Origin of the sequence: Psychrobacter sp. APC 3426 (assembly GCF_030408035.1) — a bacterium.
Taxonomy (GTDB): domain Bacteria; phylum Pseudomonadota; class Gammaproteobacteria; order Pseudomonadales; family Moraxellaceae; genus Psychrobacter.
On sequence record NZ_JASDCF010000002.1, the window covers coordinates 225,499 to 239,854 of the forward strand.

12 protein-coding genes and 1 pseudogene are annotated in these 14,356 nt (G+C 44.4%); 7 read left to right on the forward strand and 6 right to left on the reverse strand.

Going from position 1 to position 14,356, the window contains the following annotated elements; genetic code table 11:
• Positions 1–40 precede the first annotated feature (40 nt).
• From QL919_RS03145 to QL919_RS03170, 6 genes and pseudogenes are all read right to left on the reverse strand, one after another.
• Positions 41–940: an ABC transporter permease gene (locus QL919_RS03145; protein ID WP_290188139.1), complete on the reverse strand. Its 900-nt coding sequence runs from the start codon at positions 938–940 to the stop codon at positions 41–43.
• Positions 941–1,417: 477 nt separating this feature from the next.
• Positions 1,418–2,455 (reverse strand): ABC transporter substrate-binding protein, encoded by a 1,038-nt coding sequence (locus tag QL919_RS03150; protein WP_290188140.1) that lies wholly within the window; start codon positions 2,453–2,455, stop codon positions 1,418–1,420.
• An 87-nt stretch (positions 2,456–2,542) separates the two neighbouring features.
• Complete coding sequence (locus QL919_RS03155) at positions 2,543–3,592, reverse strand: ABC transporter substrate-binding protein (RefSeq protein ID WP_290188141.1); 1,050 nt, start codon at positions 3,590–3,592, stop codon at positions 2,543–2,545.
• 412 nt (positions 3,593–4,004) lie between these two features.
• On the reverse strand, positions 4,005–4,289 hold the full coding sequence (locus QL919_RS03160; protein ID WP_290188142.1) for a hypothetical protein: 285 nt from the start codon (positions 4,287–4,289) through the stop codon (positions 4,005–4,007).
• A 66-nt stretch (positions 4,290–4,355) separates the two neighbouring features.
• Complete coding sequence (metG, locus tag QL919_RS03165) at positions 4,356–6,467, reverse strand: methionine--tRNA ligase (RefSeq protein WP_290188143.1); 2,112 nt, start codon at positions 6,465–6,467, stop codon at positions 4,356–4,358.
• A gap of 370 nt (positions 6,468–6,837) precedes the next feature.
• Positions 6,838–8,176 (reverse strand): annotated as a pseudogene (locus QL919_RS03170) (GntP family permease).
• A 300-nt stretch (positions 8,177–8,476) separates the two neighbouring features.
• Between QL919_RS03170 and QL919_RS03175 the strand changes: the two are divergent.
• The 7 genes from QL919_RS03175 (at position 8,477) to QL919_RS03205 (ending at position 14,342) form a co-directional block, all read left to right on the forward strand.
• Complete coding sequence (locus tag QL919_RS03175; protein ID WP_101210622.1) at positions 8,477–9,190, forward strand: CoA transferase subunit A; 714 nt, start codon at positions 8,477–8,479, stop codon at positions 9,188–9,190.
• 175 nt (positions 9,191–9,365) lie between these two features.
• Positions 9,366–9,995 (forward strand): CoA transferase subunit B, encoded by a 630-nt coding sequence (locus QL919_RS03180; protein WP_290188144.1) that lies wholly within the window; start codon positions 9,366–9,368, stop codon positions 9,993–9,995.
• A gap of 65 nt (positions 9,996–10,060) precedes the next feature.
• The gene (locus tag QL919_RS03185; RefSeq protein ID WP_290188145.1) at positions 10,061–10,714 is read left to right on the forward strand and encodes a 3-hydroxybutyrate dehydrogenase; all 654 of its coding nucleotides are present in this window, start codon (positions 10,061–10,063) and stop codon (positions 10,712–10,714) included.
• Positions 10,711–10,860 (forward strand): hypothetical protein, encoded by a 150-nt coding sequence (locus tag QL919_RS03190; RefSeq protein WP_290188146.1) that lies wholly within the window; start codon positions 10,711–10,713, stop codon positions 10,858–10,860. Before QL919_RS03185 ends, QL919_RS03190 begins: the two co-directional genes overlap by 4 nt.
• A gap of 142 nt (positions 10,861–11,002) precedes the next feature.
• Positions 11,003–12,352 carry a magnesium transporter gene (gene mgtE / locus QL919_RS03195; protein ID WP_290188147.1) on the forward strand — a complete coding sequence of 450 codons (1,350 nt, stop codon included), beginning with the start codon at positions 11,003–11,005 and terminating at the stop codon, positions 12,350–12,352.
• A 328-nt stretch (positions 12,353–12,680) separates the two neighbouring features.
• Entirely contained in the window at positions 12,681–13,904 is a 1,224-nt protein-coding gene (gene apbC, locus QL919_RS03200; RefSeq protein WP_290188148.1) for an iron-sulfur cluster carrier protein ApbC, read from the forward strand.
• A gap of 12 nt (positions 13,905–13,916) precedes the next feature.
• Positions 13,917–14,342, forward strand: coding sequence for a hypothetical protein (locus QL919_RS03205; protein ID WP_290188149.1), 426 nt, complete (start codon positions 13,917–13,919; stop codon positions 14,340–14,342).
• Positions 14,343–14,356: the final 14 nt, after the last annotated feature.

Consider the following 14,356-nt stretch of genomic DNA (forward strand, 5'->3'; position numbering starts at 1 on the left):
TAAGCGCTTCTTCAAGTTTGTATCGCTATTCTTAGCATCATTAAGCACGAACTCTACGAGATAAAAACTTTGTTTTCGCCTTTGGTAATACCAGAGCGATGACCACAAGTAGGGCAGTAATCAAGTTTAAGTCCTGTGGACCAAAGCCAATACTGCGCAGCGTATCACTTGATAGCGCAACCTGAATAAACAGCTTGTAAAGCACTGCACCTAGGATAACGGCAAAAGTAATCAGCCAAATACGCTTGGCAGGAATAATGGTCTCACCGATGATGACCGCTGCTAAACCAATGACAATGGTACCGATACCGATAGAGATGTCTGCGCCACCTTGGGTCTGTACAAACAATGCGCCTGCTAACGCAATAAGACCGTTAGAGATAGCCATGCCAATGACGGTCATCCATGAGGTATTGATACCTTGAGCCTGTGCCATACGTAGGTTAGAGCCTGTCGCCCGCATAGAGAGACCAGACTCTGTACTATAAAACCAATCTAAAAATAGCTTGGCAAGCAGCACGACCACACCAATGATAAGGCAGCGCATCCAATAACCGTTTTCATCATTGACCAAGGTACTAAATACCGTGGTTTCACCCAATAATGGTAGGTTTGGCGCGCCCATAATCCGTAGGTTGACAGAATATAGCGCGACCATCACTAAGATACTGGCGAGCAGCTGCAGGATGCCAAGTTTGACGTGCAGCCATGCAGTGACAATACCAGCGACTGAGCCTGCTAGCATACCAAAAGCACAGGCCAACCACGGGTTGACTCCAGCGACGATAGAGATGCCAGCGACGGCGCCACCTAATGGAAAACTACCATCAGCGGTCAAGTCAGGAAAATCGAGCGTACGAAAAGAAATCAGTACACCAAGTGCTACTAGGCCATAAATCAGACCACTTTCAAGCGCACCAAAAAAAGCAATTAAAGACATAAGGGATCAGTAAGTCATAACCAAGCGTTTAGCAAATAACAATACAGTTATCAGATTATAAAATAAGTGGTCTATATCAGCGCTCTCTTATTTATAAGTCTATTGCAGCTAAACGGCTAAGCGGTGAATTTAACAGATTAAGCAATCTGCGGTTAGGGTAAACCAAAACATGTCACGATGAACAACTATCATAAGCTACCTTGGTTCAAAGGTTTTCTGCAAAACATTATAGATTTATAAGCCATAAGAATACGAAGGTATTCAACTGACAATCATTGAGTAATAGCAGCTAAACGGCTGTCTCTGAAATGAGAAGCCCAGCCTACTGACTCATAGCTGGGTTTCTTATGTTGCGATACCTGATACCTGAACTAAGTAACGTGGCTGATAGATAACATTATCGAAATAAACGACGAATGATAGCGCAAGTATCGAGCGTGTTTTTCAGCTGCTACTACAAGCAAGTGTAAAGGTGGCTTATTCTACCACTTCTTTTGCTTTATCAATAACTGCTTGTGGCAAAGTAATGCCTTCTTCTTTGGCATGGTTTGGGCTGACGTACAAATCAAGCTTTTGCGGCGTATAGACAGGAATAGCACCGGCTTTTTCACCATTTAAGATACGTACGACGATTTTACCAGTTTCGCGGCCAAGCTCGTAGTAGTTAACACCCAAGGCTGCAACTGCACCGCGCTCAACTGAGCTGGTATCTGAGGCGATTAATGGAATCTTACTTTCTTTGGCGATTTGATATAGTGACTCATAAGCGGATACCACATTGTTATCCGTTGACGTGTAAATCATATCGACTTTGCCTTCGAGACTGCGTGCAGCCATGGCAATATCATTACTACGCTGCGCAGGGGCTTCGTGCACATTAATACCTAGCGGCGTAAGCTTTTCTTTTAGGTTTTTTAAGATGATGGTCGAGTTGACTTCACCTGGGCTATAAACGTAACCGACGTTTTTCAAATCAGGAATGATTTGACGCATCAATTCGATTTGTGGCTCATACGGTAGGGCATCTGATGCGCCCGTCACGTTAGTGCCAGAGCCGTCAAGCTTAGAGACCAATTTAGCTGTTACTGGGTCAGTCACTGCAGAGAATACCATTGGAATACTGCTGGTAGAGGCGGCAACAGACTGTGCAGATGGGGTAGCGATAGCGACGATGACGTCTGGCGCATCGGCGACGAATTGCTTAGCAATCTGTCCAGCGGTAGCAGTATTACCCTGTGCACTTTGGAAGTTAACCGTTAAGTTCTCACCGTCTTTAAAGCCCGCTTCATTAAGCTCGTCAATGACACCTTTACGGACATCATCAAGCGCTGGATGCTCTACGATAGCGGTGATAGCGACAGTCTTCATCGCTGTGGCAGCATCGGTAGTAGCCGCGTCAGTAGTGCTAGTATCTTGTGCCGACTGATTACAACCCGTCAAGATAGCGGTACAAACACCGCCTAATAATAAAGCCTTACTAAAATTGAAATGACCAAAACGGTTTTGATACAACATGGGTCTCACTCCTGAAAATAATAATGTATCCGTACATTATTTAATAGATAAAAGTTAATAGCAGCTATCTAGGCAGATGGCTAAATATTATTTATTGGCATTCTGTGCTTTTTCGTCGATATTGATGGCATTCTTCAACAAATCTGCTGACAAGCTAACCCCTTGCTCTGCTGCGTGTTTCGGGCTTGCGTATAGAGTTAAGGTATTCATCACTTCAGGCTTAATGGTATTGACCGCTTCGCCATTTAATACGCGATAAACCATTTTTCCAGTCGTACGACCAAAATCATAATCGTTGACACCTAGTGCAGCAGTGGCGCCGCGTCTTACACTAAACTCGTCTGAGGCAATCACGGGAATATCAAGCTCATTGGCAGCACCTGCCATCGCTTCAAATGCTGATACCACATTGTTGTCTAATGAGGTATAAATAACATCAGCGCGACCAGAGAGACTGCGAGTTGCCATCGCAACGTCCGTTGGACGATTGGCCGTGACATCTAATATTTTGAGTCCACGTGCTGGCGCTGCTTGTTTAAGTTGATTGAGCACGACGACAGAGTTGACCTCACCTGGACTATAAACGTAACCAATGGTTTTTGCATTTGGCACAATTTTTTGAATATTGTCTAATTGCGGCTCGATGGGCAGCTCACTAGATAGCCCTGTCACATTGGACTGAATAGGGACGTCGTTTTCATTAATGAGTTTGGCTGCGACAGGATCGGAGATAGCCGTATAGATAACCGGAACCGTTTTGGTTGACGCCACAATTGACTGAGCAGATGGCGTAGAGATTGCTACGATGGCATCTGGGTTGTCGCCTGCAAACTGCTTGGCAATCTGTCCTGCTGTTGCTGTATTACCTTGCGCACTTTGAAAGTTGACGGTTAGATTTTGCCCTTCGACATAACCATTATCAGCCAGCTCATCGATGATACCGCGGCGCATCTCATCTAACGATGGATGTTCAACGATTTGTGTGATGGCTAATGTTTTGGCGGGCTTATCGGTATCAGCCGCTGCATTCTCATTAGTTGTTGCAGTGTCAGTAGAGTTTGAACAGCCAATTAATCCAAGTGAGGCGCTAATGGCAGCACCGAATAAACTTAAGCGAAAAGTAGAAGCAATAGTCATTATTAGGGTAACTCATCAGTTATATCAATTATAAAAACCAAGCCAGCATTGTCAGAATCGCTAAGTTTACTAGAGTAGTACTTGCATTCTTTTTTGTTGTGTTTGATTCTTAAAGATAGTATTGGAAAGTGCAGGTTAGCCGAGTCAATGCTATGTTGATGCCAAGATAGCAGGCTAACAATAAAGTAAAAGTAATCGTTCCGTCGATCATTATGTTCATATTATGACAGTAATGTAAGTTATCGCAATAAAAAATTAAAACGTATTCGTCATAGATAGTAGAGAGCGACGTATTGATGGTCTTATTCGATAGAGTGGAAAACACTAAGCCATATAAAATGACATAAAAAGTCACATAAAAAAAGACGCCACTCAGGACGTCTTCTTTCATATTTCATGTGCCAAATGTCTGCTAATCGAATACCCGCCATAAACTGCGCAATAACCAGCCAAGCAAATAAAAAGGAATCTCTAGTATGTCGATAAAATACAGCCAGTCCCATATGCTCGAAGGCTCTGAGTGGCGGTGACGCCGTGACTGTTTAATATCTGTGGTAATGATAAATAACAAAGCACTGATGACACCACTAGCAATGGTTATAAGTAGGGCGGTTGTGTCTTGGGTAAAATACCAATAAACCAACAACCCTAATGTTAAATAAAGGAGAATGTCTGCTAATAGTCTAAGCAATACCAATATCATTCTCCAATATTTACGCTTTTAGCCATGCTATTTGAGTCGGCTTACTTTAAGCAACGTTTCTTAGGCAAGCACATCACCAACGACGCAATCATCAGGCAAGGTCACGACTGTTAGCCCTGTCTTTGGATCGCCAGTCGATAACACCATGCCTTCTGAGACACCGAACTTCATCTTACGCGGGGCAAGATTGGTCACGCAAATCACTTTTTTATCAACCAATTGCTCAGGCTCATAAAATTTACGGATACCGCTAAATACATTACGCGGCTGGTCTTCGCCAACGTTCAATGTAAATTGCAGTAGCTTGTCCGCGCCTTCAACATGATTGCATTCTAAGACGTGGGCGACTTTCATCTCAACTTTGGCAAAGTCTTCGATACCGATATAGTCAGCTTGCTCAGCATTTGTATCAGTATCAGCCTCTTTTGCTGATGGCGTATTTTTCTTTGCTGAGATGTTGTCGGCATTAGCAACTGGCGTCGCATTTTGAGCCAAAGATTCTTTTGACGCCTCAACCATCGCTGCGACATCTTTTTCTTCGATACGCTGCATTAAAGGTTTGAATTTATTGATTTTATGACCAAGCAACCATTGGTTACGGCTAGCAAAGCTCAAGTCATCAATGTTTAAAAACTCTTTGGCATTGGCAGTCAGCTCAGGTAACACTGGCGCTAAATATACCATCAATTGACGGAAGATATTAATCGCAACCGAGCAGACATCTTGAACTTCTTGCTCAGTGCCTTCTTGCTTGGCAAGCGACCAGGGTTTTTTCTCATCAATGTACTCGTTGGCCTTATCTGCACATTGCATGATTAAGCGCATGGCACGTGAGAACTCGCGATTTTCGTAAGCGGCAGCAATTGCATCGCCGGTTTTGGTGATATCTTCCAATAATTCAGATTCTACGCAAACGTCCGACAGCATGCCGTCATACTTTTTAACGATAAAGCCGGCACTACGACTGGCGATATTAACCACTTTGCCCACCAAGTCAGAGTTGACCTTTTGCATAAAGTCTTCTAAATCAAGGTTGATGTCCTCGACTTTATCAGACAGTTTGCTAGCAAAATAATAACGCAAGTATTCAGGGTGTAAATGCTCCGCGTAAGTTTCGGCCTTGATAAAGGTGCCGCGTGACTTACTCATTTTTTCGCCATTGACCATTAAGAAACCATGGGCAAAGACACCTGTCGGCGTACGGAATTCACTACCGGCTAGCATGGCTGGCCAAAACAACGCATGAAAGTAAACGATGTCTTTACCGATGAAGTGATACACCTCGGTTTTATGCTCGTTTTCTTGCATCCAATAACGGTCAAAGTCCAATTCGTTTTCAGTTCCCGCTCGCTTATCACAAAGGTTTTTAAAGCTCGCCATATAACCGACTGGTGCATCTAGCCAGACATAAAAGTACTTGTCTGGCTCATCGCTTGGGGTATCTGGAATTTGGAAACCAAAATAAGGCGCATCGCGTGAGATATCCCAGCTGGTTAGGCCAGCATCAAACCATTCTTGTAGCTTATTGGCGACCGATGTTTGCAAACGATTGTCACTGCGCGTCCAATCCTTTAGGAATTGCTCAAACTCAGGTAGGTCAAAGAAGTAATGCTTAGAGGTTTTCAGGACAGGCGTGGCATCAGATAAGGTTGAGTACGGGTCTTTAAGATCTGTCGCATCATAGGTCGTGCCGCACACTTCACAGTTATCGCCATATTGATCAAGCGCACCGCATTCAGGGCAAGTGCCTTTGACAAAACGATCCGCTAAAAACAATTGCTTTTCAGGGTCGAATAATTGCTCAACATCTTTGGTGCTGATATGTCCAGCGCCATTAAGACGACGATAAATCAGCTCAGAGAAATGCTTATTTTCTTCTGAATGGGTGCTGTGATAGTTATCAAAGTTAATCAAAAATTTGGCAAAATCGGCTTCATGCGAGGCTTTAACTGAGGCAATTTGCTCTTCTGGCGTGATGCCATTGGCTTCTGCTTTGAGCATGATTGCCGTACCGTGTGCATCATCCGCGCAGACATAAGTGACCTGATGGCCTTGCGCTTTCATCGCACGTGCCCAAATGTCGGTCTGAATATATTCTACAAGATGCCCCAAATGGATATAGCCATTGGCGTAGGGCAGCGCACTGGTTACTAGAATCTCACGCACTATCATCACCTATATTTTTATATAAACGGGTTGGTTATCAAACGTCGCAAGCGATTTATGGCGAGCAGACGCGATACTATTAATGTCAAACTATCAATGTTAAAACTTTGAAAAAATTATTAAGCAAATAAAAATTCAAAAAGTGTGCCTATGATACCGTAAATCAGTCAAATTTGTGTCATTACCTGAGTAATTAATACACTAACTAACACAGCAGTTGTCATGGCAGTGAACAGAATCGCTTAGCTATATAGCTGTCATTAAAAAACCCACCAAGCAGTTCGCCAAGTGGGTTTTATAAAAGTAAATGACGATGGTATTTGAGCAGTTTCTTTAAAGCCAATATTTAAGATCTGCTTTTAGTGTCTTAATCTCTCTAAAACGAGCCAAACATCGTACCTAGGATAATCACTGCAACCACCGCAATTAACGGGATAATCATGGTCACCATAGCGACGTTTAGATAAGACTGCTTATGGGTCAAACCACAAATCGCCAGTAAGGTAATGACCGCACCACTATGCGGTAGCGTATCCAAACCACCTGCTGCCATGACAGCAACACGGTGCATGAGTTCTGGATCAATACCTGCGGCAACTGCCATTCTTAAATAATCTTCACCCAACGTCGATAGAGCGATACTCAAGCCACCAGATGATGAACCTGTGATACCAGCCAACGTGGTCATTGCCACCGCTTCTGATATCAAAGGATTGTCAGGGTTTAGGTTTAAGATGCTATCACGAATGATAAGAAAGCCTGCCAATGAGGCAATCACTGCACCGTAACCCACTTCCGACGCCGTGTTAAAAATCGGCAACATCGAGTCATAAGTACCGCGGTTGATGGTTTTTTGTAGGTTGTTCCAATGACCAATACGTAACAGAATCAAAACCGTACAAGCAACGACCAATGAGATGATAATTGACCATAGTCCAAGCGAGCCTGCGATATTTAAATCAGGGAACTGCGCTTGTAAGGCGCTAAAGTCCATTGACGGAAAAATGTAATAGGTCAGAACGGCGTTTAGAGCAATAACCAATACCAATGGAATCATAGCGACGGTAAATGAGGTGTGGTGCGTACTGAGGGTTTCGGTTTCTTTTTTAACCGCACCAACACCGCCCACATCTTCTTCGTCATGCTGACCATAGCCTTCACCTGCAGCATTGGCCTTTCTGGCCCGTGACTGCAGCCATAACCAACCACAGATGAACATGATGGTACCACCGATGATACCTAAGATAGGCGCGGCAAAGACGTTGGTATTATAGTAAGGGATTGGAATGGCATTCTGAATGGCTGGCGTGCCCGGCAATCGCTGCCGGAATCAAACGCTTAGGAATGTCTGCAGCTTTGAATAGGTCTTTGGCGATTGGATAGATAGCAAACGCCACGACAAATAACGACACGCCACCATATGTCAAAATGGCACAAACCAAGATAACCGCTAGAATGGCTTTGCTGGCACCGAGTTTTTCGACCACGGTATTGGCAATCGCTGTCGCCGCGCCAGAGTCAGCCATTAAACGACCGAACAATGCGCCCAATAAGAAGATAGGGAAGAACTTAAGTAAAAACCCACTTAACGCGCCCATGAAAACATCGGTGTATGCTGGGATACTGCTTAAAAAATCTCCTGATAAGAATACTGCTAAAGTCGCCATAATCGGTGCTAATATCAGCACTGAGTAACCGCGATAAGCAAAGAACATCAATAAAATTAATCAAAATATGTGATTTTTGATTTTTTATCAAACATTAATCTAGAAAAATATGATATTGACTTGCCTCATACCCCGCTACTGTGCTGTCTCGTTCGTTCTTACGGTTATTCTCTTCTCGCTATGAGAATTATATGTTAAGTTAGCACAAGTGTTTTAATGATGATATATCGATATAAAGTGTATTAATATAAATTTAAAACAGCCAATACTCTATTGATTGGCACAGTAAATAAATCATGATAGATAATGGACGTTAATAACAAAAAACAGACTTGCAAGGAGATAAGCATGAGTCGCTCAAAAGTATACAGTAGTGCCGAAGAGGCGCTAAAAGGTGTGGTAAGTGATGGACAAACACTTGCTATCGGCGGTTTTGGTCTGTGCGGTATTCCTGAAGCGTTAATCGAAGCATTGCGTGATAGCGGAGTTAAGGATTTGACCTGTATCAGTAACAACGCAGGTGTCGATGATTTTGGCTTAGGATTACTATTACAAACCCGTCAAATTAAGAAAATGATTTCATCTTATGTGGGTGAAAATAAGGAGTTTGAGCGTCAATACTTAGCCGGCGAGTTAGAGGTTGAGCTGACCCCGCAAGGGACGTTGGCAGAAAAATTGCGTTCGGGCGGCGCAGGTATTCCCGCGTTTTATACGGCGACTGGCGTTGGCACTATGGTCGCTGAAGGCAAAGAAATCCGTGATTTTGATGGTCGCACTTATGTGCTTGAGCATTCATTGCGTGCAGATGTGTCCTTGATTAAAGCGCAAAAAGCAGATAAAGCGGGGAACTTAATGTTCAATAAGACGGCCCGTAACTTCAATCCAGATTGCGCGATGGCAGGCAAAATCACCATCGTCGAAGTTGAAGAAATCGTAGAGACGGGTACCTTTGACCCTGATGAAGTACACCTGCCTGGTATTTTTGTGCAGCGTATTGTCTTAAATAGTAACCCTGAAAAACGTATCGAAAAAACCACCACTAAAGCCGTTGAGAGTGCTTAGTGAGTGTTTTTATCCAAACCTTTCAAAAATGACGTTAATAATAGAATATTGTAATACCACTTCTAAAAATTGAGCAGCAAGTAAGATAACCCTAAGTGCTACATTTTGTAGACTAAGCGAGTTTGATGCCGCTAATCATATTTCTTGGAGTGGTTATAAAAATAAGGAAATCACCATGGCATGGACAAGAGAGCAGATGGCACAGCGTGCCGCAAAAGAGCTAGAAGACGGCTATTATGTAAACTTGGGCATTGGACTACCGACGCTAGTGGCTAACTATATTCCTGATGATGTGGATGTTTGGCTACAGTCTGAAAACGGACTATTAGGTATTGGCGAGTTTCCAACGGCGGAGAATGTCGATGCAGATTTGATTAACGCGGGCAAGCAAACGGTGACCGCAGAACCGGGTGCCAGTTACTTTGGCAGCTCAGAGTCGTTTGCAATGATTCGTGGCGGTCATGTAAATCTGGCAATATTAGGCGCGATGGAAGTGTCAGAAAAAGGGGATTTGGCCAACTGGATGATTCCCAAAAAAATGGTCAAAGGCATGGGCGGTGCGATGGATTTGGTGGCCGGTGTGCAGCGGGTGATTGTGCTGATGGAGCAAGTCAATAAGCATGGCGAGCCAAAAATACTTGCCAATTGTGAGCTGCCACTGACAGGTAAAGGCGTGGTCGACCGTATTATCACCGAGCTTGCCGTATTAGACGTGACTGAAAATGGTTTGAAGTTGGTTGAGCTGGCAGAAGGTGTCAGCTTTGATGAGCTACAAGAGAAAACGCCAGTGCGTATTGCTCAATAAGCTTGTTGTATTAATATGTCTAGCACAGACATCCAAACAACCTGTTTATTAATGGACTATAAAATATGGCGACCCAATTACAACAAGATTTGACCGGTAAAGTGGCCTTAGTCACAGGCGCTGCAAGTGGTATCGGACGTGACATCGCTGAAACCTACGCGAAGGCTGGCGCTGCAGTTGGTATTGCTGATATCAATCTTGAACCAGCACAACACACAGTCGATGCTATCGAAGCAGCTGGCGGTCGGGCACTTGCTATTGAAATGGATGTCACATCAGAAGCTGCAGTAAATGATGGTGTACAGCGATTGGTCGAGCGCTTCGGTGGTATTGATATTCTTGTCTCCAACGCCGGCATTCAGATTATTGACCCGATTAATAAGATGGCATTTGATGATTGGAAAAAAATGCTCGCTATCCATTTAGATGGGGCGTTTTTAACCACCAAAGCGGCCATACAGCACATGTATAAAGACGACAAAGGTGGCACAGTCATTTATATGGGTTCAGTGCACTCGCACGATGCGTCACTTTATAAAGCGCCTTATGTGACGGCTAAACACGGATTGCTTGGACTATGCCGCGTGTTGGCGAAAGAAGGCGCTGCACACAATGTACGCTCTCATATAATTTGTCCAGGGTTTGTGAAAACGCCGTTGGTCGAAAACAAATCCCGCAACAAGCCGAAGAAAAAGGTATCAGTGAAGAGTCAGTGGTGAATGACATTATGTTGGTCAATACCGTTGATAAAGAGTTCACCACCGTTGATGACATTGCTCAATTGGCATTGTTTTTAGCAGCGTTCCCAAGTAATGTGTTTACGGGGCAGTCGATCGTTGCCAGTCACGGTTGGTTTATGAACTAGCTGTTTCGTTGGTTGAGTACGCATTGGCTTGCTAATAAAAGCCCATTGCATTAGCATCTTGTTTATATTAATTGGAGCCAATTATATTGGCTCTTTTTTATGAGCGATTGCTGACCATTTTGGGTGGCACGGAGTAAAAATAATGAATGATAAAGATTTTGCAGAGAGCTTTGCCGCGAAACTGAGCCGTGCTATCGAACAGCAGGAGTTTGAGCAATCCGTCAATCAATTACAGGACCTGCGACCTATTGATACTGCTGATGTGCTGGCTTTGATTGAGCCAAAACTCGCCTGGCAGCTACTCGAGCATCTGCCCAATCGCTCAACGATATTTGCTTATTTGGACGCTGATATTCAGGTCGCCATGGCACATGAGTTTCCGCGCGCCAGCCTAGCAAAAATAGTCGGCGAAATGCCATCTGATGAGCGTACTGACTTATATAAGCACTTAAATCAAGCACAGCGTGATGCTTTACTGCCAGCGCTAGCACAGGCAAAACGTGAAGATATTCGCAGGTTGTCTGCCTATGAGGAGCGCACTGCTGGCGCATTGATGACGTCAGACTATGCCACGTTGGCTGCCGACATGACAGTGGCTGAGGCCTTGGCAGCCCTTAGATTAGAAGCACCGGATGCTGAGACCATTTATCATGCTTATGTCATTGATGATGCGCGTAAGCTGCTAGGTGTGGTGTCTTTAAGGGTGCTTATTTTAGCAGCGCCAGAGCAGATGATAGATGACATCATGGTCAACTCAGTCATCTCTTGTGATGTCAATGATGATCAAGAGGACGTGGCCAAGACCGTCGCGCGCTATGACTTAATTGCGTTGCCAATCACTGATGCCAGTGGCGCTTTGGTAGGTATTGTCACTCACGATGATGCCATGGATGTTGCCAGTGATGAGGCCACCGATGACTTCCATAAGTCCGGTGGTGTCTCGACCATGGTGGGTAAGTTAAAAGACGTCAGTATACGAGTGCTATACCGTAAGCGGGTATTTTGGTTGGTATTTTTAGTCTTTGGTAATCTGCTTTCAGGATTGAGTATTTCCAATTTTGAAGATGTGATTGCCGCCAATTTAGTGCTGGTGTTTTTCTTACCGCTATTGGTTGATAGTGGTGGTAACGCCGGCTCTCAGTCAGCGACTTTGATGGTACGGGCGCTAGCCACTGGTGATGTGGTGATGCGTGACTGGTTTTCATTGCTTGGTCGTGAGGCTTTGGTAGCGCTCATGCTAGGTGCGACGATGGCAGTAGCTATCTCAATTATCGGTTATGTGCGCGGTGATGCGGTTGTATCGCTAGTGCTGGCGCTGAGTATGATGTCGGTGGTCATGATTGGTTGTGTGATTGGCATGAGTTTGCCTTTTGTCCTTAACAAACTAGGCTTTGACCCTGCCACTGCCAGTGCACCATTGATTACCTCAGTATGTGATGCGTCAGGAGTGCTGATTTATCTGTTTATTGCCTCACGATTCTTAGCCATTTGATTGCTTGTTTATCTAAGGCTTGTCCAAAATTCAATATAATAGCGATACAGAGATAGTTATTGTTGATAGCCCTTAACACCAGCAGTTAATAGCATCGCTCACTAGCATGAACTGTTAATAACAATCATTAGGATAAGCAGTAGAGTAGACGAGTTTTACAACACCTTATCCTATTGGCATTGTGGTTTTTTTATCCTTGCAATTGAGCTACACTGTCACGATAAAAGGTTTGGCTAGAAAGCTCGCAGGCTTATGGTTTACGCTATTGCGACAGTATTAACTGAGTTTTTAGCATGCCCACCCACTTGTATAGGCAGTAACGGTAGCTATGTTTAACTTTATGAAGAAAAATAAATCGACACCCAAAACGGAAACCCCGCAGCAGCAGGCAGAACGTGATAGTGCCGTGGATAAGGTGCTACTCGGCTATGAAGTAGGTACGATTAGCATAGCCACCATGGTGTTAGGACTGGAACGGAGCGGTGAAGAGCTCACCTTAGACTTACGTCTGCCAGAAGATAGTAACCCTGAAACCATTCAACAAGAACTGGGACAGTTGCTGCAGCCGCACGGTATCAAAACCATTCACATGAATGTCCGTTTAGCCGCTGCTACTAAGGGTGCGAGCAGTAGTTTACCTAAGCAAATGCCAAAGACGATAGATGCCATGGCAAACCAAGCTAAGCCTAGCGCAGCACAGTCCAATACCGATGGCGAACCACCGATTACCAAAGCGGCACCAACGCAAGCATCACTGGCAGCACATCCGCGTATTCGTCATATTATTGTGGTGGCATCAGGTAAGGGTGGTGTGGGGAAATCAACCACCACGGTTAATATTGCCTTGGCATTACAAAAACTGGGCAACCGCGTTGGTGTCCTCGATGCCGATATCTATGGTCCTAGTATGCCAACGATGCTGGGCGTCGCCGATGTAAAACCGCAACTCGAAAACGAGCAGTTCGTGCCGGTTGATGCGCATGGCATGGCGATGCTATCGATTGGTAGCTTGCTCGATGGTGATAATACCCCTGTCGCATGGCGTGGACCAAAAGCCACTGGTGCGCTGATGCAGCTCTATAACCAAACGAACTGGCCACAGCTAGATTATTTAGTGATTGATATGCCACCAGGTACAGGCGATATTCAACTCACGCTCGCACAGCGTATTCCTGTCACAGGAGCCGTGATTGTCACGACGCCGCAGCACATTGCATTACTCGATGCGCAAAAGGGTGTCGAGATGTTTAACAAAACCAATATTCCAGTACTTGGGGTGGTTGAAAACATGGCGCTGCATACCTGTAGCAACTGTAATCATACCGAAGCTATCTTTGGTACGGGTGGTGGCGAGTTTATCGCTGAGCAATATCAAGTGCCACTATTGGGTCAGTTGCCACTTGCCAGTGGTATCCGTGCACAAGTGGATAAAGGCGTACCAAGTGTACTCGCTGATGATGAGTTTGCGCCGTATTATCTGAGTATTGCTAAGAATATCGAAGCCAATATTAATAAATTTGCCAAACCTGTCGATGATAAGCGGATTTTTTAAAAAGGGAATATTGTGAGATTATCGATTTATCAACGTCATTTAGATAATATTCCCAAGCAGTATAAGTTCCCAATACTATTCCGCCCGCCGATATATGTGATTGAGCTCTCCAACAATCAAATGCTTGCTGTTTGTTACTATAAGGATGGCAGTAGCAAACGTCAGCAGATTAATGCGGATTTTAGCAATCGCCGAATGGTGATTGCTGATTTTTTGCCAGCAGTACATGCCATGACTGATTTATTGCGTAAGTTTCCCAAGCACTCATTTGGTGTGAGTGGTTTTGTAGTAGCGAATGTAACCGAAACGCTAGCAGATGGGTTGACCACGATAGAGATTAAAGCTATTAGAGAGGCAGTTTGGGCAGCATCAGGACAGGCAAAAAGAAGAATCATAAATACCGCAGTCAGCTACCAAGGACAGGTAGTCTCGCAATGAATTTTGGTTAGGAT

Excerpts from the sequence above, each read along its gene's own strand:
- QL919_RS03145 (WP_290188139.1), bottom strand. The coding sequence starts at position 940 with ATGTCTTTAATTGCTTTTTTTGGTGCGCTTGAAAGTGGTCTGATTTAT.
- apbC (WP_290188148.1), top strand. The coding sequence starts at position 12,681 with ATGTTTAACTTTATGAAGAAAAATAAATCGACACCCAAAACGGAAACC.
- QL919_RS03150 (WP_290188140.1), bottom strand. The coding sequence starts at position 2,455 with ATGTTGTATCAAAACCGTTTTGGTCATTTCAATTTTAGTAAGGCTTTA.
- mgtE (WP_290188147.1), top strand. The coding sequence starts at position 11,003 with ATGAATGATAAAGATTTTGCAGAGAGCTTTGCCGCGAAACTGAGCCGT.
- QL919_RS03185 (WP_290188145.1), top strand. The coding sequence starts at position 10,061 with ATGGCGACCCAATTACAACAAGATTTGACCGGTAAAGTGGCCTTAGTC.
- QL919_RS03180 (WP_290188144.1), top strand. The coding sequence starts at position 9,366 with ATGGCATGGACAAGAGAGCAGATGGCACAGCGTGCCGCAAAAGAGCTA.
- metG (WP_290188143.1), bottom strand. The coding sequence starts at position 6,467 with ATGATAGTGCGTGAGATTCTAGTAACCAGTGCGCTGCCCTACGCCAAT.
- QL919_RS03155 (WP_290188141.1), bottom strand. The coding sequence starts at position 3,592 with ATGACTATTGCTTCTACTTTTCGCTTAAGTTTATTCGGTGCTGCCATT.
- QL919_RS03175 (WP_101210622.1), top strand. The coding sequence starts at position 8,477 with ATGAGTCGCTCAAAAGTATACAGTAGTGCCGAAGAGGCGCTAAAAGGT.